This window comes from Streptomyces sp. TS71-3 (assembly GCF_018327685.1).
Lineage (GTDB): Bacteria > Actinomycetota > Actinomycetes > Streptomycetales > Streptomycetaceae > Streptomyces.
On record NZ_BNEL01000003.1, the window covers coordinates 3,578,537 to 3,600,196 of the forward strand.

Genomic DNA, 21,660 nt, shown 5'->3' on the forward strand with positions numbered 1-21,660 from the left:
CCGCGGAGAAGGTCACTCCGCCGCGATCACCACCTTGCCGATCATGCCGGACCCCTCCACCGCCCGATGGGCCTCGCGCAACGTGTCCGCCGTGATCCCCGTGAGCTTCTTGGTGAGGGTGGACTTGAGAATGCCCGCGTCGAACAGCCGGGCCGCCTCGTCGAGGATCTCGCGCTGGGCCGTGCTCTCCGGGTCGAACAGCGGGCGCGTGAACATCAGCTCCCAGTGCCACGTCTGGCTCTTGGACTTCAGCGGCAGGATGTCCAGGCTCGGCGGCTCGTCGATCGCGACGACCTGGCCGTGCACGGACATGAGGTCCGCGTACGTCTGGACGTTGCCCTTGGAGAACGGCGACAGGATGTGGTTCACGCCGCCGGGCACCGTCTTGCGCAGCTCGTCGCGGAGGTGGTGGTGGTTCACCACATGGTGGGCGCCCAGCGACTCCGCCCACGCGACGGACTCGCCGCGTGACGCGGTGGCGACCACGGTGACGTCCGTGAGCTGCCGGGCGAGCTGGATCGCCATGGAGCCGACGCCGCCTGCCCCCGCCATCACCAGCAGGGTGCCGGTGCTGTCCCTGCGCAGGGCCATCCGCTCGAACAGCGACTCCCAGGCGGTGATCGTGGTCAGCGGCGCCGCGGCCGCCGCCGCGAAGTCCAGGGAGGCGGGCTTGTGCCCGGTGATGCGCTCGTCGACGAGGTGGTAGTCCGTGTTGGCACCGGAACGGCCGACGGAGCCCGCGTAGTACACCTCGTCACCCACGGAGAACGCTACGACCGCCGAACCGGTCGCCACCACCACCCCGGACGCGTCGAACCCGAGCACCTTGGGGGCCTCGGTGGGCCCGAAAGAGGAGCGCACCTTGGTGTCGACCGGGTTGACGGACACCGCCTGGACCCGCACGAGCAGGTCGTGGGGGCCCGGCGCCGGCAGGGCGATGTCGACCGGGACGAAGGACGTGTCCGCGTCGACGGGCCCCGCCGAGAGCGAGGCGATGGCGTGTGCGGTGGTGGGCAGGTCGGGCGCGGTGCTGTGTGAGGTCATGCGGGCACGCTACGACAGCGCGCCCGCGAGTCCCGCGTCACCTGCCCTGTTCCGGTGAATCGCGTGGGGAGGGGAGGGTCGTTCCCCTGTGTGGCACCTGATTGGTACCGTGAGGAGCATGCCATCCCTTAATGTGTCGTTCACCGATGAGGAGCTTGAGGGGGTCCGTGCGGCGGCAGCCGCCGAGGGGAAGAGCCTGAAGCAGTATCTGCACGATCTCGGGGTGCGGGAGCACCAGCGGAAGCAGTTCGTGGCGGGCGCGCTCGCCTGGGGCGAGAAGCTGAGCGCCGAGTTCGACGAGGCGTTCCCCGACGAGCTGCCACCTTCCCGGCGTCGTGACCGGGGAGCCGCGGTCGCCTGATGGCCCTCTACATCGACGTGTCATGGCTCCTGGACGTCCAGGAGCGTGCCATGCCCGAGGATGTCTCCGTCGCCGACTACTCGGCCCTGGTGGCGGCGGTCGCCCGCCACAAGACCAAGATGCCGACGCTCGCCGCCTCCGACCCGGACTCGGCGTGGCGCGCGGCGGCGCTCCTGCACGCCATCGTGCGCCTGGATCCGCTGCCCCACCTCAACTCCCTCTACGCCGCGCTGGTCGCCGCGCAGTACATGGGCCAGTCGGGCGAGGGCATCGATCCGCCCTACGGAGCGCTCTCCAGCCTGGTGCGCAGGGTGCGCGACGGCGACGCGGACGTCTACTCGGCCGCCGAGCAGCTCCGCAAGTGGCGGATATAGCGGCGCCGGATACAGCGCGGCCCCCCGCGCCTCGCAGGTGTTGCGCGCGGGACAGCGGCCGGAGCGGGACGGTGCGTCGCACCGCCTGGCGCCCCACGGCCGGCTCACCGCCGCGCCCCGCGCCCGTGGCCCGTCACAGCAGCGGGAAGAGCCGGGTGACGGCGGCCACCGCCACCGCGTCCGCGGGCCGGGCTGCCGGGTTCCTGTCCCGCTCCCGGTAGGTGGCCAGCAGCTCCCGCACCCTGGCCGCGACGTCGGCCAGCTCGGCGGGGGAGAGGTGGACGACGGCGGAGAATGAGTGGTCCTCCTGCCACTCGACCGGCAGCCGCTCGCGCCGGTCCAGCCAGCGCTGGTGGCTCTCGTCCTCCAGATCCCTGGCCAGCGTCGTGAACTCCCGTGCCGCCCTGCCGGGCCGGTCCGGCGCGTCCCACCGCAGCCGCCAGGGCCGGGACCTGCCGCCCCGGTGCGGCGCCTCCTCGACCAGGCCGTGCCGGGCGAGCTGGCGCAGATGGAACGAGCACAGGCCCGAGCTGTACCCGAGGCGCGCGGCCGCGGCGGTGGCCGTCACCGTACCGGTCTCGGCGAGCAGGTCGAGCAGCGCGACGCGCACCGGATTATCGGGCAGCGGCTGGGGAGCCCGGCCCGGGGCGCCCCGCCGGGGGCCGCCCGTCTCCGGCGACGGCGCGCTGTCCTGCTGGCTCTCCTCGGTCACACGGAGGAGTCTGATACTTTGCAAAGCACTTTGCAAGCTACCGCTCGGTGAGGTGGAGGACCCGCTCGCCGCCCGTCGCGCCGGAGCGTGACAGGGCCGCGCCGGGAGGCGGTCGAAGGGGTGAGGAGAGGTCATGGCGGTCGGGTTCGGCGGCAGGGGCACGGGGGATGGCGGGGGTCGGCGGGACCGCAGGGTGCGCGTGCAGGGAGAGTCGGTGGACGCGTACCCCCGCACGGTTCCCGAGGCCGCCAGGGGCGCGGTGCGCCGGGTCACCGTGGTGGGGGAGGACGTCCTGCACCGGGCCTGCCGCGAGGTCGCGGACATCGGCTCCCCGGAGCTCGGCCGGCTGGTCGACGACATGTTCGCCACCCTGCACGTGTGCGAGGGGGCGGGGCTCGCGGCCAACCAGGTGGGCGTGGACCTCGCCCTCTTCGTCTGGGACTGCACCGACGAGTGGGGCGTCCGGCACGTGGGGCACCTCGCCAACCCGGTGCTCGACGACCTGCCGGCCGCGCGGCGGAGCCTCGCCGAGGAAGCCGAGGGGTGCCTGTCGGTGCCGGGCCCGTACCGGGTGGTGCCCCGGCCGGACCACGCCGTCGCCCGCGGCGTCGACAAGGACGGCAGGGAGCTGGTGATCGAGGGGCAGGGCTACTTCGCGCGCTGCCTCCAGCACGAGGCGGACCACCTGCTCGGACGCCTCTACCTCGACCGGCTCGCCCGCCGGGAGCGTGCGTCGGCGCTGCGCGAGATGGCAGACCTCCGGGACGGGGTCTTCGCCCGGCGCGCCGCGCGGGCCGGCGAGCTCGGGAAGTGAGGCTGGTACGCCCGCAGGCGCCGGGTCCGCGCGTTACAGCCCCGGCGCCCCCCAGAGCGGGAACCAGCGGGTCAGGTCGGACTCGATGCGCAGATCGTTGGCGAGGGTCGCCCGGATCTGGAGCTCCAGGGTGTTGTCGCGCCGCTCGCCGGGCAGTGGCGCGAACGGGTAGAACGAGCCGCGCTTGTAGAGGTACACCAGCGCCAGGCCCCGCCCCTCGGAGTCACGGAAGCCCGCGAGAGAGCAGAGCAACTGCGGCCCGAAGCCCGAGTCGTACAGCGCGGAGTTGACCGCGTGCAGATCGCTGACCAGGGCCGGCAGGTCCTCGGGGGACCGGCGGGAGATCAGCCACGAGTATCCGTAGCCGTCCCGTTCGAAGGCGATCGGCGGGCCGCTGCGCTCGCTGTCCGCGTCCAGCAGCTCGCGCACGCCGTCGTGGACCTGCGTGAACTCGGAGCCCTCCACGCTGGAGAAGCACACCGAACCCACCCCGGTCGGGGTGAAGGAGGCGGCGGCCTCCAGGGTGACCGCCGCCGAGGGCAGTGCGAACAGCTGGTCCAGGTCGGGCGCAGCCGGACGGCTGCGCCCGAAGAGGGTGTCCAGAAAGCCCATTCGCACTCAGCTCCGGGTGTCGGGGGCAGGGCCGAGCTGGGCCGAGATCCTGGCCAGCTGGTCGAGCCGCTGCTCCAGGCTCGGGTGCGTCGAGAAGAGCTGCTTGAAGCCGGGGATCGTGCCGAGGGCCGGCGTGAAGTAGAAGGCGTTGAACGCCTTCGCTGTGCGCAGGTCCTTGGTGGGGATCCGAGCGATGTCTCCGGTGACCTTGGTCAGGGCGGAGGCCAGCGCCGAGGGCCGTCCGGTGAGCATCGCACCGGCCCGGTCCGCGGCCAGCTCGCGGTACCGCGACAGGGCCCTGATCAGCATGAAACTGATCGCGTACACGGCGATCGACACGCCGACCACCATCGCGAGCAGGGCGATGGTGTTCTGGTCGCGCCTGCCGCGGCCGAAGAGCTCCGAGTAGAAGGCGAACCGCACCACGAGCCCGGCGATCACGCCCAGGAACGAGGCCACGGTGATCACCGCCACGTCGCGGTGCGCCACGTGCGACAGCTCGTGGGCGAGTACGCCCTCCAGCTCCTCGGGCGTCAGGCGTCGCTGGAGGCCGGAGGTCACGCAGAGCACGGCGTGATTGGGGTTGCGTCCCGTCGCGAACGCGTTGGGCATGTCCGTGGTGGCGATGGCCACCTCGGGTTTGGGCATGTCGGCGGCCGCGCACAGGCGGTCGACGATGCCGTGCAGGTGCGGTGCCTCCTCGCGGGAGACGACCCGGCCGTGCATGGCGTAGAGGGCGATCTTGTCGGAGAACCAGTACTGGGCCCAGAGCACCACGGCCGCGATCACGACCACGAGGATCACGGACTTGAGCAGGACGACGAGCGCGGCCACGAACGCCACGTACAGCAGGCCGAGCAGGAAGAGTGTCACCAGCATTCGGGCGGTCAACCGCCTGTCGGGCTGGAAACGGCTGTGCATTCCCATCACTCCAGTTGAAGAGCAGGTCCAGGCCCGACTGCATTGCAGACGGTGCGCCGCAGCCCGGTCGCGTTATCTCCATAGTCCGCCATAGCGGGTCAATACCAGGTTAAGTCCTGCACAGCGGTAGCAAAGGATGTCGAGTGGCCCCGATGTGCCCGTGGCCGGACACCGCTGTGGGGCGGTGTCCGGCCACGGTGGGTGACGGAGAAGGCGGGGTCAGGGACGCGTGGCGGGGGCCGCCCCCGTCCCCAGCCAGGTGAGGCCGTCGAGCAGGAAGGTGTTCTGGGTCTCGCTGTCGAACGTCGACGACAGCGGGGTGTTCGTGTCGTAGTCCATGGCGTCGTGGCCGAAGTTCGCGTACAGCATCTTGTACTTCGTGTTCGTCCACAGGATCGGGTAGTAGCCGTCGTACCAGGACTGGTTCGGGTCGGTGCCCAGCGGGAAGCTGACCGGGTCCACGGAGGCCAGGATGTCGATGTCCGGGTTCTCGCGGAGGTCGTTGCTCCAGCTGTACCACTCGCTGACCGACGAGGTGAACGTGGCGGGCAGGTGGGCCGTGGCCGGGTGGCCGGGGTCCTCGGTACGCAGGGTGGCCGTGGTGGGGCCCCAGGTGTTGGAGACGAAGTTGCCGCTGCCGAGGAACTGGTCGTAGTACCAGGGCCAGCTTCCCGCGTCGGTGGTGAAGGCGGACACGTGGAAGCCCATCCAGGCGCCGCCGCCCGACATGTAGGACTCGAAGCCGGAGCGCTCGGCCTGCGTCTGCGGGGCGTCGTCGAGGAAGAGCACCACCTGGTACTGCGCGAGGGCGGAGCTGTCGGCGAGCATGTCCCAGTTGTTCGTGGCGGTGTACGTGAAGCCGTGGTCGGCGCCCGCCTTCGGGAACCACTCGTTCGCTTCCTTGACGAAGGCGATGTGGGCGGCGTCGTAGGTGCCGTTGTAGAAGGCCAGCACCTTGAACGGGGCGGCGCCGGCCCCGCTCTGCGCGGAGGCCGGCACGACGGCGAGGCCGAGCAGCACCGCGAGCAGCACGAGGAGCCTGAGGCCGAGTCGGCGCACGCCGGGGTTGGTCTTGCTCATGGGGGTCCTTCCCCGTGACAAGCCGGCGAGGGCTCGTCCGTGGATGTGGGGGGTGGGGGAGGTACGGGCGGTGCGATGGGGTGGGGGGAGGCGGGCCGGGAGTGGCCCTCCACGATTCAAGAAGTGAACAATGTTCATGTCAAGACTCTGGTACGGACCAGAGTGCCCGGATGGGTGCGGCCGCCCACGCTCCGGGTGTCCGGGTGGCGGGTGGCCCGAAGCGGCGCGGAGCGCCCGCCGAGTGCCGTCCGGGAGCGTCGGCCGAGGTGGCGGCGGTTCTCAGTCCGTGCCGGTGGGGCAGCCGGCCATGAGCAGGGGCATGGCGCGGTGCATCCGCATGGCGTCCACGGACTCCGCCAGCAGTTCGTACTCCGTCGTGTCGTCCCGCGTCGCGAATCGCATCAGGTGTCCGGCGGCGAGTTCCTCCGCGACGGTTTCCTGGTGCACCGGATCGAAGCACCAGGCGCGTAACTCGCTCGGGACATCCGGTACGGTGTCCGCCACCGGAGCGAGAGCCGCCACCGGGAAGAAGGGGTCGTCCGGGTTCGGATCGAGCCGATCGGCTATCCAGGCCGCACGGTCCCGCAGCCACCACAGTGCCAGCGGCAGCGTGGGGGCGCGGTAGGTGCCGAGCGGGACGCCGACGCGCCGGCCGCCGCAGACCCCGTATGCGGTGACCTGGCACAGGATCTCGTCGTGCACGGCAACCCCCGTTATATCGCCAGCCAAAGATGTGCGGAGCGTTACATCCGCACAACAAGGTGTGATCAGACGACGAATATCGATTTCCGGAGGCTTTGTCACCAGGAACTTCCGGCCAACCGGACCATGCCGCGGTGGCGGTAGGGCCGACTGGCCGGAAGGTGCCTCTTGCCAGTTCCCGGCTCGTGGTAAGCGCCGAGCGTGTCGCGGTATGGAAAACCGATCATTGTCCGGGGAAGTCGAGAAGCGGGCCGAAAACAGCTCCCATACCGGTTCCGGTCAGGATTCGGCGGCGGTCCGGTCGCCCCCGGCCGGTGCGTCCTTCGACGGTTCCCCGCGTCGACCGGCCGGGGCGGCGGACCCGCCTGGACGTCCGTCCGGCTCCGGCAGCGGGGCTCCCTTCCGGGTGCCCGCCGAGGCCGTCCCGAGGAGTTCCGACGGCTCGCCCCGCAGCCCCGGCGCGAGTGCCAGGGTCACGGCGGTCGACGCCACCGCCATCCCCGTCATCGCCGTGCCGGGCGACGTCCACTGGGCTACGGCACCGGCCACTGCCGCGCTCACGCCCTGCATGGCGAGCAGGCCGGACGGCCTGCCCGCTCATGTCGTCCGGCGTCAGCGCCAGCAGGCGGTCCTGCAACAGCAGGCTCGCCCCGAACCCGATCGACGCCAGCGCCGCCGCCCCGGTCGCGACCGGCAGCGGAAGCGGCAGGGCGAAGAGCAGGTAGGGCGCCGCCAGCAGCAGCCGCAGCGGCGCTCCCAGCCGGGTGCGCAGCCGCGCCGGAACGAACCGCCCCGCGACCGTGTCCCCGACGAGCATGCCGAACGCGGCGGAGGCGAAAAGCAGTCCCGCATGATGCGGCGCATAGGACACGAAGAGGGATTCACAGCCCACGATCAGTCCGTTGGGCACCCAGAGCGTGAGATACACGTATCTGAGCGGTACCGAGGACCACAGCCGCCTGTTCGTCCGCCAGGTCTCGCCGGGGGAGGGGCGGCCCGCGGCGCGCGCCGGGCGCCCGGTCAGGCCGGACCGGGTCAGGACCGACGACATGAGGTAGAGCAGCGCCGCGACCAGCAGCGTCTTGCGCGGCGAGAGCGCCGCGGTCAGCACGCCGCCGAGGCCGAAGCCGGCGATCTGCATGACACCCACCGAGATGTTGAGCACTGAACGGCCCAGCAGGTACCCCTCACTCGGCAGCACTTCGTTGAGCAGCCCGTAGCGCACCCCGCCCCCGACCGACGCGACCAGACCGAGGCCCAGCACCAGGCAGAACAGCCCCCACACCGGCAGGCCCGGCAGCGCCAGGGCCGCGGTGCCCGCGGCGAAGACGAGCGCCATGACCGAGAGCGCGCCGCGCGGCGGCAGCCGGTCGGCCGCGGAGAGCAGCATCAGCGCCCCCGCCACCTGTGCGAACGACGAGCCGAACATGCTCAGTGCGGACAGCAGCGGCGACCCCGTCGCCCCGTAGACCAGGGTGCCGAGCGCCAGCCCGCTCACCGTCTGCGCGGCGACCTGCGCCGACGCGGACGAGAAGAGCACGCGGAACTCGGGCACTGCGAAGACATCCCCGTAGGTGCGCATGGCCGCAAGGCTCCCGGAGCGGCTCCCGCGGCCGTTAATGTTTCGCGGGGAGGCGAAAGCATTGGGGTTGTGGCACGTCAACGCCGACACGCTCGCGGGCAGCAGGTTCCTGGTCTCCGCGCTTGCCGAGACCACCGCCTGCCTCCTCTCCCTGCACACCCGGCAGGCCGGGCACCCCGGCGAGCGTGCCTGGCTCGACACCCATCAGGGCGCCTACCGCGCTCATCTCGCCGCCGACCCCGTCACCGCCGCACTCACCCGGGCGGCAGTGCGGGGGCACTGGATCGCCGACTTCATCACGCCCACCCCCACCGGGGTCCACGAGCCCTCGTTCGACGCGGAGATAAGCCAGGTCAGGGCCATGTCCGCGGACGCCGCCCGGCAGGACCTGCGGGTCGCGCTCCGCGGCCCGCTGCCCGCCGTCCTCGACCGCGCCGACCTGCCCGAACGCGCCGCCGACCTGCTCACATGGGTGTGGCGGAACACCGTCCTGCCGGACTGGGAGCGGCGCCGGCGGATCATCGAGGCGGACATCGTCGGGCGTTCCGGCCAGCTCGGCCAGGGCGGCTGGGCGGCCGTGCTGGACAGCATGCGCCCCGGCATGCGCTGGCTCGGTGGCAGCCGGCTCCAGGTCAACCCCCGGGACTACCCGCCCCTGGAGGTGTCCGGAACCCGGCTCTTCTTCGTCCCGGTCACCCACGGCCAGGCCTGGGTCTGCTGGGCCACGGATCCGCCGCCCGACCGGTACGCGGTGGTCCACCCCTGTTCCGGCGTCCTCGCCGACGTGGACCGGACCGCCGTGCCGAAGGCGCTGCAACGGCTGATCGGACCGGGCCGGGCAGGCGTGCTCGTCCTGCTGGACGCACCGAAGAGCACCACCCACCTGGTGGCCCTGACCGGTCAGGGGCTCGGCTCGGTCGGCCGCCACCTGAGGATCCTGCTGGACGCCGGCCTCGTGGGGCGGCGCCGCAGCGGGCGCTCCGTGCTCTACCACCGCACCGCCGCGGGCGAGGCCCTGGTCAAGGCGCCGGGGACCGGCTGACCGCACCGCCGCGCGCGGCCGGCAGGTGTGGCCGGCCGCAGGCTGGATACGCGGGGCGGGGAGAAAGCAGCCGTACGAAGGGGCCTTCCTGCAATGTCAGCCGACAGCGTGAACGGCGACGACCTCTACGACCCGACCGGCGACGACGTCTACCAGCCGGACGAGCCCGACGAGCCCCTCTACGAGGGCATCGAGGAACCCGAGGACACCCTGATCGACCGGGGCGCCGACCCCTACGACGAGGGAGCCTCCCCGCCCGAGCGGCCACTGGCCGTGGAGCACCAGGGGACGACGGCCAGCGAGCAGAACCAGGGGGAGAGCCTGGACCAGCGCCTCGCCGAGGAGGAACCGGACCCGGCCCTTCAGGACGCCCTTCCCGACGACGGCATCGGCGACAAGCCCGGCGGCAACGGCGAGCCCCGCGACGACGAGGTCGGCGACGACCGGGCCGGACGCCTGGTCGCCCCCGACGAAGGCGCACACGAGGACGACGAGAAGGACCTGCTCGCCGAGGACGTCGGCATCAGCGGCGCCGCGGCGTCGGCGGAGGAGGCCGCCGTCCACGTCGTCCCCGAGGCACCCGAAAGCACCGAAGAGCTCCGCGAGTCCCGCGAACCGCCCCCGGCGAGGTGAGTACCGTGACGCTGCATCCAGGCACCCACGCCCCGGCCGCCCCCCACGAGCCGGGCGCCCCGCACACCGGATCCGCCGGCGAGACGCGGGAGCCGACCCACTCCCGCATCACCCTGCGGGTGAACGGCACCCCGCGCACCCTCGTCGTCGACAACCGCTCGGCACTGCTGGACGTGCTGCGCGAGCGGCTCGGCCTGACCGGCCCCAAGAAGGGCTGCGACCACGGGCAGTGCGGCTCCTGCACGGTGCTCGTCGAGGGCCGCCGCGCCAACGCCTGCCTGCTGCTCGCCGCCGCCCAGGACGGGTACGACATCACCACCGTCGAAGGGCTCGCGGAGCAGGACGGCACGGACGAGGGCCTGCACCCGCTGCAACGCGCCTTCCTCGACCGGGACGGCTTCCAGTGCGGGTACTGCACCCCGGGACAGATCTGCTCCGCGATCGGGGTGATCGCCGAGGCCGAGGCCGGCCACCCCTCCGACGTCACCGCCCCCGACCACCCGGCCGGCGCCCCCGTCGCGCTCGACCCGGCCGAGATCCGCGCCCGGATGAGCGGAAACATCTGCCGCTGCGGCGCCTACCCCCACATAGTCGAGGCCGTCGAGGACGTGATCGCATGAAGCCCTGCGCCTATGTACGGGCCGCCACCGTGGACGAGGCCACCGCCGCCTACGCGGGGCACTACGGCGCGCACTACCTCGGCGGCGGCACCAACCTCGTCGACCTGATGAAGCTCGGCGTCACCGCGCCCGACACCCTGATCGACGTCAGCCGGCTCCCGCTGGACGGCATCGAGGAGCGTCCCGACGGCTCGCTCCGCATCGGCGCGACCGCACGCAACACCGACGTCGCCGTGCATCCGCTGGTCCGCGGCCGCTGGCCGGTGCTCTCCCAGGCGCTCCTCGCCGGCGCCTCCGGGCAGCTCCGGAACACCGCCACCACCGGCGGCAACCTCCTGCAGCGCACCCGCTGCCCCTACTTCCAGGACACCGGCAAACCGTGCAACAAGCGCCACCCGGGCAGCGGTTGCGCCGCGCTCGAAGGAAGCCACCGCGACCATGCGGTGCTGGGGCACTCCCCGCACTGCATCGCCACGCACCCCTCCGACATGGCCGTGGCCCTCGCCGCCCTCGACGCGACGGTCGAGCTGCACGGCACCGACGGCGAGCGGTCCGTGCCGGCCGCCGAGTTCCACCGGCTGCCCGGTGACCGGCCCGAGCAGGACACGGTGATCCGGCCCGGCGAGCTGATCACCGCGGTGGTGCTGCCGCCGCACACCGCGGGCCTGCCCGCGGCATACCGCAAGGTCCGCGACCGCGCCTCGTACGCCTTCGCGCTGGCCTCGGTGGCCGCCCTCGTCGACATGGACGACGGCGTGGTGCGGCGCAGCGCGCTCGCCTTCGGCGGTCTCGCCCACCGGCCGTGGCGTGCCCGCCACGCCGAGGAGGCCCTCCAGGGCGCCGAGCCCACCAGGGCGGCCGTGAAGCGCGCCGTCGACGCCGAACTCTCCATGGCCGAACCCCTTCGGGACAACGCCTTCAAGGTCCCCCTCGCACGCAACCTCGCCTGCGAGGTCCTGACCCGGCTCACCGGCCGGCCCTGACCGGCACCGCCGCCCGGGCGGCACTCCGGCACCCGGCCGGCGCTGACACGGACGGACCACGGAAGGAACTTCGATGCGCCACAGCACAGCGGCCCCCGGCGCTGCCCGCACGGGCTCCGGAACGGTCACACCGCCCGATTCCGCGGACGGCACGGTCCTCGGCGCGTCCGTCGAGCGCCGCGAGGGCCGGGAGAAGGTCACGGGTGCCGCCCGCTACGCCGCGGAGTACCACCCCTTCGGCCGCGCGTACGCCTGGCCGGTGCCCGCCACCGTCGCCCGCGGCCGGGTGGTCGGGGTGGACGACGGCCCCGCCCTGGACCTGCCCGGCGTGCTCGCCGTCATCACGCCCGCCACCGCGCCGCGGCTGTCGGACGCGGGCGACCCCATCCTGAACGTGTTGCAGGACGACTGGGTGCCGCACCGCGGCTGGTGCGTGGCGCTGGTCGTCGCCGAGACGCTGGAGGCCGCACGCGAGGCCGCGGCCGCGGTCCACGTCCACTACGAGACCGAGCCGCACGACGTCACCCTGCGCGCCGACCACCCGGACGCCTACGTCCCCGAGATCGTCAACGGCGGCTACCCGGCCTCCCGCGAACGGGGCGACCCGGACGCCGGTTTCCAGGCCGCGCCGGTGCGCGTCGAAGCCGACTACCGGGTGCCGCCGGAGCACAACCACCCGATGGAGCCGCACGCCGCCACCGCCGAGTGGCACGGCGACCGGCTCACCGTCTACGACTCCGACCAGGGCGCGAGCGCGGTCGCCAAGGCGCTGTCCGACCTCTTCAGGCTGCCGGAGGAGGACATCACCGTCGTCGCGGAGCACGTCGGCGGCGGCTTCGGCTCCAAGGGCACACCGCGGCCCCACACCGTGCTCGCCGCCATGGCGGCCCGGCGGGTCGGCAGGCCGGTGGCGGTCGTGCTGCCGCGCCGGCACCTCGCCGCGACGGTCGGCCACCGTCCCCCCGGCCTGCACCGGGTCCGGCTCGGCGCCGAACCGGACGGCCGGCTGATCTCCCTGAGCCACGAGATCACCACCCAGACCTCGCGGGTTAAGGAGTTCGTGGAGCAGTCCGCCACGCCCGGCCGCATGATGTACGGCTCGGCGCACAGCCGCACCGTGCACCGCGTCGTCCCGCTCGACGTACCCACCCCGTCCTGGATGCGCGCGCCGGGGACCTGCCCCGGCATGTACGCCCTGGAGTCCGCCATGGACGAGCTGGCCGAGGCCACGGGCGTCGACCCCGTCGAACTGCGGCTGCGCAACGACACCGACCGGGAGCCGGACAGCGGCCGGCCCTTCAGCAGCCGGCACCTCGGGGACTGCCTGCGCGAGGGCGCCGAGCGGTTCGGCTGGGCCGGGCGCGACCCCCGGCCGGGCGGCGACCGCAGGGGTGCGCTGCTCATCGGCACCGGCGTCGCCTCCGCGCTCTACCCCGTGCACTTCAGCCCGTCGCTGGCCGCCGCGTACGCCCACCCCGACGGGAGCTACACGGTGCGGGTGGCCGCGGCCGACATCGGCACCGGCGCGCGCACCGTCCTCGCCCAGATCGCGGCGGACGCGCTCGGCGTGCCGCTCGCCGCGGTGCGCACCGAGGTGGGCAGCAGCGCACTGCCGAGGGCGCCGCTCGCCGGCGGCTCGTCCGGAACGGCGTCCTGGGGAACCGCCGTCCACGAGGCCTGCACGGCCCTGGCGGCGCGCCTCGCTGAGCACCGGGGCCCGGTGCCGCCCGCGGGTCTCGAAGCGCACGCCGACACCGCGCACGCCGCCGATCGCGGCGCGGACCACGCGCGGAGCGCCTTCGGCGCGCACTTCGCCGAGGTCCAGGTCGACACCGACAGCGGGGAGGTGCGGATCCGCCGGATGCTCGGGGTGTTCGCCGCCGGGCACGTGCTCAACGCCCGCACCGGCCGCTCCCAGTTCCTCGGCGGCATGACCATGGGCGCCGGGATGGCCCTCATGGAGAACAGCACGATGGAGCCCGCCTTCGGCGACTACACCGAGACCGACCTCGCCATGTACCACGTCCCCGTGCAGGCCGACATCACCGACCTAGAGGCGCACTGGATCGACGAGGAGGACGCCCACCTCAACCCGATGGGCAGCAAGGGCATCGGTGAGATCGGCATCGTCGGCACGGCGGCCGCGATCGGCAACGCGGTGCACCACGCCACGGGCGTGCGCTACCGCGAGCTTCCGCTGACCCCGGACCGGGTCCTGACCGGGCTGAACGGCGCGGGCGCCGCCGCGGCGTGAGGGCGGCCGCCCTCAGCCGGGCTGCTGACCTTCCTCAGCCCCTGCCGTCTCAGGCCCTGCCCCGTCTCAGCCCCTGCCGTCCGCCGCATGCCCGCCCCGGCCGGTGGGAACGGCGCAGCCGGGTGGCGAGGGACCGGACGTGGGCGGTGGGTCCGGCGGCCCGGCGGCGCGCGGTCCGCGTGCCGGCCGCCGGCGCCCGTGGCCGCGCCGGTCAGTGCGGCGCGGCGGCACGCTCCACCACGAAGACGGGGATCTGGCGGTCGGTCTTCGTCTGGTAGTCGGCGTAGTCGGGGTATGCCTCCACGGCGCGCGCCCACCACTGGGCGCGCTCGTCGCCGGTGACCTCGCGCGCCGTCATGTCCTGGCGTACGGGGCCGTCCTGGAGCTCGACGCGGGGGTCCGCCACCAGGTTGTGGTACCAGACCGGGTGCTCGGGGGCGCCGCCCAGCGAGGCGACCACCGCGTAGACGCCGTCGTGCTCCACGCGCATCAGCGGCGTCTTGCGGATCTTTCCGCTCTTCGCGCCGATCGAGGTCAGGATGATCACGGGCATGTCGCGCAGGGTGGTCCCCTCGGTGCCGCCCGAGTCCTCGTACAGCTCGACCTGGTCGCGGGACCGCTGGCTGGTGCTGGGTTCGTATTCGCCGCTGAGTGGCATTCTGTGTTCCTCTGTCGTCTCTCTGTCATCGCATGTGTGGCAGTGGACGGTGCCGGGCCGCGGCCCGGCACCGTCCTAGTTTCGTGTACAACGCGCACGGGCCCCGCAAACATCCTTCGCCCGCCACGCCGGGATCCGCGGGCCTCGCGCCGGAGGTTTCCGGTCCTCCGGGGGGCTCACCCACCGGCGGGTCCGCGGGGTCCGGCCCGTCCTCGTCCGCGGGGTCGGGGCATCCTGCGTCCGCCGTAGCCACGGGGTCCTGCTTCCGCCCGGTCAGGGCGTCCGCCGGGTCCTCGCCCACTCCAGCAGCTCGTCCGCGGTCCACGTGGTGATGATCCGCCCGGCGGGCACGCCGCACTCCTCGGCACGGGCGCATCCTATGATCCCCCAGTCGAGCTGGCCCGGCGCGTGGGCGTCGGTGTCCACCGAGAACAGCACGCCCGCCGCCAGCGCACGGCGCAGCAGCCGGCGCGGCGGATCACGCCGTTCGGGCCTGCTGTTGATCTCCACGGCCGTACCCGTCTCCGCGCAGGCCGCGAAGACCTCCTCGGCGTCGAACGCGGACTCGGGCCGCTTCCGCTCGCCGACCAGGCGGCCGGTGCAGTGCCCCAGGATGTCCGTGTGGGGGTCCCGCACGGCCGTGACCATGCGCCGCGTCATCGCGTCCGCGGCCATCCGCAGCTGGGAGTGGACCGAGGCGACCACCACGTCGAGCCGCTCCAGCAGCTCCGGCTCCTGGTCGAGCGAGCCGTCCGCGAGGATGTCGCACTCGATGCCGGTGAGCAGCCGGAAGGGCTTCCACCGGGAGTTCAGCCCGGCCACCACCTCAAGCTGCTCGCGCAGCCGGCCGGCGGACAGCCCCCGGGCCACGGTCAGCCGGGGCGAGTGGTCGGTGAGGACCGCCCAGTCGAGCCCGAGCCGGGCCGCGGCCGTCGCCATGGCCTCGATGGGGCTGCCCCCGTCCGACCAGTCGGAGTGCAGGTGGCAGTCGCCGCGCATCAGGCCGCGCAGCCGCTCGCCGCCCTCGGCGAGGGGTGCCTTCTCGCGTTCCAGCCGCTCCAGGTAGCCCGGCACTGCGCCGCCCAGCGCCTCCTGAACCACCTGCGCCGTGCGCGGGCCGATGCCGCGCAGCGACGTGAGGGTGCCGGCACGGGCGCGTTCGCGTACCTCGTCGTCGCCCAGTTCCGCGACCGTGGCGGCGGCCGTGCGGAAGGCACGCACGCGGTAGGTGGGGGCCTGGGCCCGCTCCAGCAGGAATGCGATCCGGTCGAGTGCTTCGACGGGCAGCATGGCACCTCCTGCCTCCATCGTGGCTCAGCCGGGACCCGGCCGCACCGCGTCCGCCTTCCCGGAACCACCCGGTGTTCGCGGATGTGCCGGGGGAAGGGCACCCGCGCCCGGCCGGGCCCCGGGCACCGCGGCTGCGGCCCCGTCCGGCAGGTCCGCGCCCGGTGCCCGGTCACCGGAAGGGGGCGGCCGCCGCGCGCCGGGTGGCTCCTCGCCGGTCCCGGCGGGTCCGCCCGCACCCGGCCGCTTCCCGCCGGCCGCCGGCGACGCGGCCGGGTCGCCTGCCGCCACGGCGGGGGAGTCGATCAGGTCCCGCACCCACCGGTCCCGCATCCACCGGGGAACGGGCCCGTCCCACGTCACCTCGTCGCGGCGCGGTCCCGCCGTGTCGTCGCACGAGCTGCCCGGCGAGAGCCGGGGGCCGGGGGCCGGGGTGTCCCGGAGCGCGGCCTCCACCGGCAGGCTCGCCGCGGAACCGGGGGGCTCCTTGGCTGCGGGCGCCCGGGGCGGTGCCGCGGGCCTGGCCCCGCCCCCGCCCCCGGAGCCGGGCCGGGGCACAGCCCCGCCCTGGGCCGGCGACCCCGCGCGGGTGGCGCTGCCCGCCGGCCACAGGGTGCTCGTCACCGCCGCGCCCAGCGCCAGCGCGGAGGCCAGCCCGACACCGGTGAGCAGCGCCCTGGTGTAGCCCCGCGGCGGTGCCGGCTCCCGCGCGGGGGCCGGGGAGCCGGCCGCGACGCGGTGCCGGCCCGGCCGCCGGTGGCCGCCGGGCGGGGGCGAGGGGTCGGCGGGGTCCGGTTCGGCGGAGACGGATCTAGGGCGGCCGGTCCGGGAGGCGAGGTAGTCCGCGGCGGGACGGCCCAGGACGGCCTGCGCCAGCAGCTCGCCGAGGCGGCGTTCGAAGATCCCGAGCTGCTCCGCGGCCGCCGCGCAGTCCGGGCAGCCCAGCAGGTGCTGGCGAACGTCGGGCAGCAGCGTCCTGCCGCGCCGGATCTGGGCGTCGAGCAGCCGGTTGTAGAGACGGCAGAGCGGCTGTTCGGCGCGCTCCGCGTGGGTGAGCAGCATGCCCGACCTGAACTGCCCGCGCGCCAGCTCCAGTTCGGTCAGGGCCGAGCCGGTGTCGAGGGCGAGCAGCGCCGCGGGCACGGAGACCGGCTCGGCCTCCACCGCGGTGTGCCACAGCAGGCACTGCCCGGCCGGTGGCAGGGCGTCGAAGGAGATGAGCGCGAGCCCGCGGTCACGGGCGACCCCGAGTCCCGGCTGAGCGGCACCGGGCTCCGCGGCCCGGTGGGAGCGCTGCCCGTCCAGCGCCCACGCCTCGGCGGTACTGCGCACCGTCATCAGTAACCGGGGGCGCAGCGCCACGGCGGGACCGGGCCGGCCGAGGCCCCTGAGTACCTGGTGCAGGGCGGCCGCGGCCAGTGCGGCGGGGTGGCCGCCCGTCAGGTCCGTGCAGAGCATGGCGTAGTCGAGCACCGGCTCCCAGTGCCGTTGCATCAGGACTCCCAGGGGGCGTGGGTCGACGCTCCAGGAGGGTGCTCTGAGGGACGCCGCGAGCACGGCGTCGGACTCCTCCGGGAACGGTTCCCGATCGGGCGGATAGCAGGGGTGCGGGGGGTGGTGCATGGGCACAGAGGCTTTCCTTCCGGGCCGCGGTGGAACGCGCGGAAACAACGGCGGAAACGGCGAGGCCGAACCGCGGGAGTCCCCGAACGGGCGGAATCCTGCGGGTCCTGGCCAGGTGGGGGATGCCGCCCCGGAACGGTGCCGGGCCCGCTAACAGGCCCCGGCGCCGATTCCTGCGGAACCGGTGCCACCCTGGCACACGCCGTTCACCAGGAACAAGCGCCCGGCGCAAGGGCCACGGCGAAGAGTGAGAGGTGCCTCCGCGGATCCCCCCGAGAGGTCGTACGGCTATACGAAAAAGCGACGTTCCTTCGACGGATGATCGCTTTGTGCGAAGGGGTGGACGATTCCCCGGGAAGGTGGTGGACGAGCGCCCCCCGGGGGGAACGCGATGAACGAGCGCTCCAGGGAGGGGAAGGCGATGGACGAGCGTCCCCCCGGGGAAAGCGGTGGACGAGCCTCCCAGGGCGAGAAGCGGTGGCCGAACGCTCCCCTCGGCGGCGCAAAGCGGTGGAGGAGCGCTCCCCCAGGGCGCTCCCCCAGGGGGAGAGCGGCGGGCACTCGCTGCCCCCGGGGTGTGTCAGTGCGCTGCGCCGCTCTTGTCCGGCGGTGACTCGGTCACGTCCAGGAAGATCGGGTCGGCCTCCGGCACGGCGTCGTTCATCGATGCCTTGATGCGCTCCGAGACCAGTTCCACTTCCTCGCTGTCCAGCCCGGGCGCGAGGTCGATGCGCGCGGCCACCAGCGTGGAGTCGAGACCGAGCCGCATGGTGTGCAGCGACTCGACGTTGTCGATCTCCGGCTGGGCGCTCAGCAGGTCCCGGATCTTCCGTCGCAGCCCGGGATCGACCGACTGCCCGATGAGCTGGTCCCGGGCCTCGCTGCCCAGCCGGTACGCGACGTGGACGAGGAGCACACCGATGGCGAACGACGCCGAGGCCTCCCAGACCACCTGCCCGGTGACCATGTGCAGCGCCAGCCCCGCCAACGCCAGCGTCACGCCGAGCACCGCGGTGCCGTCCTCGGCGAGCACGGTGCGCAGCGCCGGGTCCTCCAGTCCCTTCGAACCCGGGTCGTTGCGCGCCTGATGGATCGCCCGCAGCAGTGAACCGCCCTCGAAGAGCAGAGCGACGGCCAGCACGATCAGCCCGGCCACGTACCCCGTGGAACTCTCCCCGCCACCGCTCCGCAGCGCCTCGAAGCCCTGGAAGACGGAGAAGCAGCCGCCCATCACGAAGATGCCGACCGCCGCGAGCAGCGACCAGAAGTAGCGCTCCTTGCCGTAACCGAAGGGGTGCCGGCTGTCCGGCGGGCGGCGGCTGCGGTGCAGCGCGGCCAGCAGGAAGATCTCGTTGAGGCTGTCGGCGACCGAGTGCGCCGCCTCCGACAGCAGCGCGGGCGATCCCGAGAGCAGGCCGCCCACGGCCTTGGCGATGGCGATCGCCACGTTGGCGCCCAGCGCCACCAGAACGGTGAGCCGCGTCTTGCGGTCCGAAGATGTTCCACTCACTCCTGCCCCAGGTGCTCTCTCGTCCCCATCCGTCGCCTTCCGTGACGCCAAGGGGTTCCTTGCCCGCGCCTTACGCGAGCCGGTCCGTTGTCCGTTCGCCGGGCGGGCCACTGCGGTGCCCGATCACCGCGTTCGCCGGTCGGCTGTCCGTCCGTCACGCGGGCCCGTGCGCTGCCTGATCACCGCACGGTCCGCTCCGGGTCGCCGCGTCACCGGATCCCATGCCTGTCGGCCTCGCCGCCGGTCCGCCGCCTTCCACGGCGGCTGCCCGACCGGGCGGGCCGACGGGCCGGCCCCCCGCCGCCTTCCGTGGCGGCGGACGGATCGTCCTCGGTCGTGCGTCTACCCGGCTTTGCTCCGTTGGTGCCCCCGGTTTTGCGACAGTGGCGACCGGGGCGCCCCCCGGTGCGCGGTGCCGATCACCGGCTCGTACCGTGGACCGCGTGAATGATCGACGGCAGACGGGTGATTCCGGGGTGCGGCGTCCGGGATACCTCGCCGCCGCGGCGGTCTTCCTCGTCGGCATGGCAGGAATGACGCTGCCGACGCCTCTCTACGGCCTCTACCGGGCGGAGATCGGCTTCTCCGAGCTGATCGTGACGGTGGTCTTCGCCGTGTACGCGGTCGGGGTGATCAGCGTGCTGCTCGCCCTCGGCGACTTCTCCGACCGGGTGGGCCGGCGGCCCGTACTGCTGGCCGCCATGGGGCTGTCCGCGGGCAGCGCCCTGTGCTTCGTCTTCGAGGGCGGGCTGCCGCTGCTGTTCCTCGGCCGGCTGCTGTCCGGCTTCGCCGCGGGACTGCTCAGCGGTGCCGCCACCGCCACCGTGATGGAACTGGCCCCCGAGGGGCGGCAGTCCCGGGCCGGCTTCGCGGCGACCGCCGCCAACATGGGGGGCCTCGGCTGCGGCCCACTGCTGTCAGGGCTGCTCGCGCAGCACGCCCCCTCGCCGCTGCGGCTGCCCTACCTGGTGCACCTCGCCCTGCTCGCGCTCTCCACCCTGGTGATCCTGCTCCTGCCGGAGACCGCGGGCCGCGCCGGGCCGGCCTGGCCGCCGCGCCCGCCGGGACTGAAGGTGCCGCCCCAGGTGCGCGGGGTGTTCACGGCTGCGTCGCTGGCGGCCTTCGCGGGGTTCGCCCTTCTGGGGCTCTTCACGGCGGTGGCGCCGAGCTTCCTCGCGCAGACCCTGCACGAGAGCGATCTGGGCGTGTCCGGTGCGGTGGTCTTCTCCGTCTTCCTCGGCTCGACGATCGGCCAGTTGCTCACCGACCGCCTCGGCATCCGCCGTGCGCTGCCCGCCGGGTGCCTGATGCTGGTCCTCGGCCTGCTGATGCTGGCCGGCTCGCTCTGGCTGCAGACGCTGGGTCTGCTGGTGGCGGGCGCGCTGTGCGGCGGCTTCGGCCAGGGCCTCGGCTTCCGGGCCGGCCTGACCGCGGTCGGGCGGCTGGCGCCCGCGGACCACCGGGCGGGCACCATCTCGTCGTTCTTCGTGGTCGCCTACACGGGCATCTCGCTGCCGGTGGTGGGCGTCGGTGCGATGGCCGTGTGGCTGGGGCTGCGGGACGCCGGCCTGGTGTTCACGGGGTGCGTGATCGCGCTGGCGGTCTGCGTGGGCCTGTACGTGCTGCGCAGGCCCCCGGCCACGAGCTGACGGAGCCGCCGAAGGCCGAACCCGTCCACCGGCCACGCCGCCGCATCGGATGGGTCATCCTTGGCGGGCGGTGGCGGGCCCAGGCTCAGGGGCGCCCCGCCGCGGGCACCTCCTCGCCGGCGGGCACCGGGCCGGGCGGGGTGCCGTCGCCGAAGGGCCGGCCGCCCAGCTCCTCGCGGTGATGCGGCGTGAGCCAGCCCCGCGGGTCCGGGCCGAGCGGGACGATGCCCGACGGGTTGATGCCCGTGTGCACCTGGTAGTAGTGGCGCTTGATGTGGTCGAAGTCCACCGTGTCACCGAAGCCGGGGGTCTGGTACAGATCCCGCGTGTACGCCCAGAGCACCGGATCCTCGGTGAGCTTCCACAGGTTGCACTTGAAGTGGCCGTGGTAGACGGCGTCGAAGCGCACCAGCGTGGTGAACAGCCGGATGTCCGCCTCGGTGACGGTGTCCCCGACCAGGTAGCGACGGTCCGCCAGGCGCCCTGACACCTCCTCCAGACGGTGGAAGAGCCCCCGGAACGCCTCCTCGTAGTCGCCCTGGGTGCTGGCGAAACCCGCCCGGTACACGCCGTTGTTGACGTCCCGGTAGATGCCCTGCATCACGTCGTCGATCTCGTCGCGCAGCGGCTCCGGGTAGAGGTCGGGCGCCCCGGGCCGGTGCAGGTCCCTCCACTCGGTGGCGAGGTCGAGGGTGATCTGCTGGAAGTCGTTGGTGACCAGGCGCCCGCTGGGGACGTCCACGATCGCGGGCACGCTGACCCCGCCCGGGTAGCCCGTCTCCCGGGCGTCGTACGCCTCGCTGAGGTACCGGATGCCGAGCACCGGGTCGCGCCCGTCCGGGTCGAGGGTGAACCGCCAGCTCCGGTCGTCCTGGACCGGGTCGGTGATGGCCAGCGACAGGGCGTCCTCCAGGCCGAGCAGGCGCCGGGAGATGACCGCCCTGCTCGCCCAGGGGCAGGCGCGGCTCGCCACCAGGCGGTAGCGCCCGGCCTCCACCGGCCAGCCGTCCCGGCCGTCGGCGGTGATGCGGTCCGCGAAGTGGCTCTTGGACCTCTTGAAGGGCTTCCTGCCGTACGCGCTGTTGCCGCTCGGCTCGCGAACGGTGCTGCTGGTCATGTCGGGCTCCTTCCCCGGAGAGCCGGCGTGGCCGCACGCCGTCCCCGGCCGTGTCGCGCTGGTGCCCGGGGCGTGTGTCCCG

Annotated in this window: 19 protein-coding genes and 2 pseudogenes; 9 read left to right on the forward strand and 12 right to left on the reverse strand. The window is 73.5% G+C overall.

What is annotated here, in order from left to right:
• Positions 1 to 12: 12 nt before the first annotated feature.
• Positions 13 to 1,044: a zinc-binding alcohol dehydrogenase family protein gene (locus Sm713_RS39075; RefSeq protein ID WP_212914660.1), complete on the reverse strand. Its 1,032-nt coding sequence runs from the start codon at positions 1,042 to 1,044 to the stop codon at positions 13 to 15.
• A 118-nt stretch (positions 1,045 to 1,162) separates the two neighbouring features.
• On the opposite strand from Sm713_RS39075, the gene Sm713_RS39080 reads away from it, so the two are divergent.
• Together Sm713_RS39080 and Sm713_RS39085 are read left to right on the forward strand one after the other, a co-directional pair.
• A complete protein-coding gene (locus Sm713_RS39080) occupies positions 1,163 to 1,405 on the forward strand; it encodes a hypothetical protein (RefSeq protein WP_212914661.1) in 243 nt (80 codons plus the stop codon).
• On the forward strand, positions 1,405 to 1,779 hold the full coding sequence (locus tag Sm713_RS39085) for a toxin Doc (RefSeq protein ID WP_212914662.1): 375 nt from the start codon (positions 1,405 to 1,407) through the stop codon (positions 1,777 to 1,779). The genes Sm713_RS39080 and Sm713_RS39085 overlap by 1 nt, the downstream gene beginning before the upstream one ends.
• 133 nt (positions 1,780 to 1,912) lie before the next feature.
• On the opposite strand, the gene Sm713_RS39090 is transcribed toward Sm713_RS39085, so the two are convergent.
• Positions 1,913 to 2,389: a helix-turn-helix domain-containing protein gene (locus Sm713_RS39090; RefSeq protein ID WP_249417133.1), complete on the reverse strand. Its 477-nt coding sequence runs from the start codon at positions 2,387 to 2,389 to the stop codon at positions 1,913 to 1,915.
• 301 nt (positions 2,390 to 2,690) lie between these two features.
• Here Sm713_RS39090 and def point away from each other — a divergent pair, with 301 nt between their 5' ends.
• Positions 2,691 to 3,305 carry a peptide deformylase gene (def, locus tag Sm713_RS39095; RefSeq protein WP_249417134.1) on the forward strand — a complete coding sequence of 205 codons (615 nt, stop codon included), beginning with the start codon at positions 2,691 to 2,693 and terminating at the stop codon, positions 3,303 to 3,305.
• Between the two features lie 33 nt (positions 3,306 to 3,338).
• Here def and Sm713_RS39100 read toward each other — a convergent pair whose 3' ends face one another.
• From Sm713_RS39100 to Sm713_RS39120, 5 genes and pseudogenes are all read right to left on the reverse strand, one after another.
• Complete coding sequence (locus Sm713_RS39100; protein ID WP_212914665.1) at positions 3,339 to 3,917, reverse strand: hypothetical protein; 579 nt, start codon at positions 3,915 to 3,917, stop codon at positions 3,339 to 3,341.
• Between the two features lie 6 nt (positions 3,918 to 3,923).
• The gene (gene htpX / locus Sm713_RS39105) at positions 3,924 to 4,838 is read right to left on the reverse strand and encodes a zinc metalloprotease HtpX (protein ID WP_212914666.1); all 915 of its coding nucleotides are present in this window, start codon (positions 4,836 to 4,838) and stop codon (positions 3,924 to 3,926) included.
• 222 nt (positions 4,839 to 5,060) lie between these two features.
• A pseudogene (locus Sm713_RS39110) lies at positions 5,061 to 5,918 on the reverse strand (ThuA domain-containing protein); the annotation flags it as partial.
• Positions 5,919 to 6,197: 279 nt separating this feature from the next.
• Positions 6,198 to 6,620, reverse strand: coding sequence for a hypothetical protein (locus tag Sm713_RS39115; RefSeq protein WP_212914668.1), 423 nt, complete (start codon positions 6,618 to 6,620; stop codon positions 6,198 to 6,200).
• A gap of 279 nt (positions 6,621 to 6,899) precedes the next feature.
• A pseudogene (locus tag Sm713_RS39120) lies at positions 6,900 to 8,202 on the reverse strand (MFS transporter).
• 61 nt (positions 8,203 to 8,263) lie between these two features.
• On the opposite strand from Sm713_RS39120, the gene Sm713_RS39125 reads away from it, so the two are divergent.
• From Sm713_RS39125 to Sm713_RS39145, 5 genes are all read left to right on the forward strand, one after another.
• Entirely contained in the window at positions 8,264 to 9,244 is a 981-nt protein-coding gene (locus Sm713_RS39125; protein WP_212914669.1) for a helix-turn-helix transcriptional regulator, read from the forward strand.
• A 93-nt stretch (positions 9,245 to 9,337) separates the two neighbouring features.
• A complete protein-coding gene (locus Sm713_RS39130) occupies positions 9,338 to 9,877 on the forward strand; it encodes a DUF5709 domain-containing protein (RefSeq protein ID WP_212914670.1) in 540 nt (179 codons plus the stop codon).
• 107 nt (positions 9,878 to 9,984) lie between these two features.
• On the forward strand, positions 9,985 to 10,497 hold the full coding sequence (locus tag Sm713_RS39135; protein WP_249417135.1) for a 2Fe-2S iron-sulfur cluster-binding protein: 513 nt from the start codon (positions 9,985 to 9,987) through the stop codon (positions 10,495 to 10,497).
• On the forward strand, positions 10,494 to 11,480 hold the full coding sequence (locus Sm713_RS39140; RefSeq protein ID WP_212914671.1) for a xanthine dehydrogenase family protein subunit M: 987 nt from the start codon (positions 10,494 to 10,496) through the stop codon (positions 11,478 to 11,480). Before Sm713_RS39135 ends, Sm713_RS39140 begins: the two co-directional genes overlap by 4 nt.
• 73 nt (positions 11,481 to 11,553) lie before the next feature.
• Positions 11,554 to 13,734 carry a xanthine dehydrogenase family protein molybdopterin-binding subunit gene (locus tag Sm713_RS39145; RefSeq protein ID WP_212914672.1) on the forward strand — a complete coding sequence of 727 codons (2,181 nt, stop codon included), beginning with the start codon at positions 11,554 to 11,556 and terminating at the stop codon, positions 13,732 to 13,734.
• Positions 13,735 to 13,945: 211 nt separating this feature from the next.
• Here Sm713_RS39145 and Sm713_RS39150 read toward each other — a convergent pair whose 3' ends face one another.
• The 4 genes from Sm713_RS39150 to Sm713_RS39165 form a co-directional block, all read right to left on the reverse strand.
• Positions 13,946 to 14,392 (reverse strand): nitroreductase family deazaflavin-dependent oxidoreductase, encoded by a 447-nt coding sequence (locus Sm713_RS39150; protein ID WP_212914673.1) that lies wholly within the window; start codon positions 14,390 to 14,392, stop codon positions 13,946 to 13,948.
• 273 nt (positions 14,393 to 14,665) lie between these two features.
• Positions 14,666 to 15,682 (reverse strand): PHP domain-containing protein, encoded by a 1,017-nt coding sequence (locus Sm713_RS39155; protein WP_212914674.1) that lies wholly within the window; start codon positions 15,680 to 15,682, stop codon positions 14,666 to 14,668.
• A 24-nt stretch (positions 15,683 to 15,706) separates the two neighbouring features.
• Positions 15,707 to 17,302 carry a hydrolase gene (locus Sm713_RS39160; RefSeq protein WP_212914675.1) on the reverse strand — a complete coding sequence of 532 codons (1,596 nt, stop codon included), beginning with the start codon at positions 17,300 to 17,302 and terminating at the stop codon, positions 15,707 to 15,709.
• Positions 17,303 to 17,882: 580 nt separating this feature from the next.
• Complete coding sequence (locus tag Sm713_RS39165) at positions 17,883 to 18,812, reverse strand: cation diffusion facilitator family transporter (protein WP_212914676.1); 930 nt, start codon at positions 18,810 to 18,812, stop codon at positions 17,883 to 17,885.
• Between the two features lie 524 nt (positions 18,813 to 19,336).
• Here Sm713_RS39165 and Sm713_RS39170 point away from each other — a divergent pair.
• Positions 19,337 to 20,461, forward strand: coding sequence for an MFS transporter (locus tag Sm713_RS39170; protein WP_212915135.1), 1,125 nt, complete (start codon positions 19,337 to 19,339; stop codon positions 20,459 to 20,461).
• 85 nt (positions 20,462 to 20,546) lie between these two features.
• Here Sm713_RS39170 and Sm713_RS39175 read toward each other — a convergent pair whose 3' ends face one another.
• On the reverse strand, positions 20,547 to 21,578 hold the full coding sequence (locus tag Sm713_RS39175) for a glutathione S-transferase family protein (RefSeq protein ID WP_212914677.1): 1,032 nt from the start codon (positions 21,576 to 21,578) through the stop codon (positions 20,547 to 20,549).
• Positions 21,579 to 21,660 lie beyond the last annotated feature (82 nt).

Coding starts and splice junctions, on each gene's coding strand:
- Sm713_RS39075 (WP_212914660.1), bottom strand. CDS start 1,044: ATGACCTCACACAGCACCGCGCCCGACCTGCCCACCACCGCACACGCC.
- Sm713_RS39080 (WP_212914661.1), top strand. CDS start 1,163: ATGCCATCCCTTAATGTGTCGTTCACCGATGAGGAGCTTGAGGGGGTC.
- Sm713_RS39085 (WP_212914662.1), top strand. CDS start 1,405: ATGGCCCTCTACATCGACGTGTCATGGCTCCTGGACGTCCAGGAGCGT.
- Sm713_RS39100 (WP_212914665.1), bottom strand. CDS start 3,917: ATGGGCTTTCTGGACACCCTCTTCGGGCGCAGCCGTCCGGCTGCGCCC.
- htpX (WP_212914666.1), bottom strand. CDS start 4,838: ATGCACAGCCGTTTCCAGCCCGACAGGCGGTTGACCGCCCGAATGCTG.
- Sm713_RS39130 (WP_212914670.1), top strand. CDS start 9,338: ATGTCAGCCGACAGCGTGAACGGCGACGACCTCTACGACCCGACCGGC.
- Sm713_RS39140 (WP_212914671.1), top strand. CDS start 10,494: ATGAAGCCCTGCGCCTATGTACGGGCCGCCACCGTGGACGAGGCCACC.
- Sm713_RS39145 (WP_212914672.1), top strand. CDS start 11,554: ATGCGCCACAGCACAGCGGCCCCCGGCGCTGCCCGCACGGGCTCCGGA.
- Sm713_RS39150 (WP_212914673.1), bottom strand. CDS start 14,392: ATGCCACTCAGCGGCGAATACGAACCCAGCACCAGCCAGCGGTCCCGC.
- Sm713_RS39155 (WP_212914674.1), bottom strand. CDS start 15,682: ATGCTGCCCGTCGAAGCACTCGACCGGATCGCATTCCTGCTGGAGCGG.
- Sm713_RS39160 (WP_212914675.1), bottom strand. CDS start 17,302: ATGCACCACCCCCCGCACCCCTGCTATCCGCCCGATCGGGAACCGTTC.
- Sm713_RS39170 (WP_212915135.1), top strand. CDS start 19,337: ATGGCAGGAATGACGCTGCCGACGCCTCTCTACGGCCTCTACCGGGCG.
- Sm713_RS39175 (WP_212914677.1), bottom strand. CDS start 21,578: ATGACCAGCAGCACCGTTCGCGAGCCGAGCGGCAACAGCGCGTACGGC.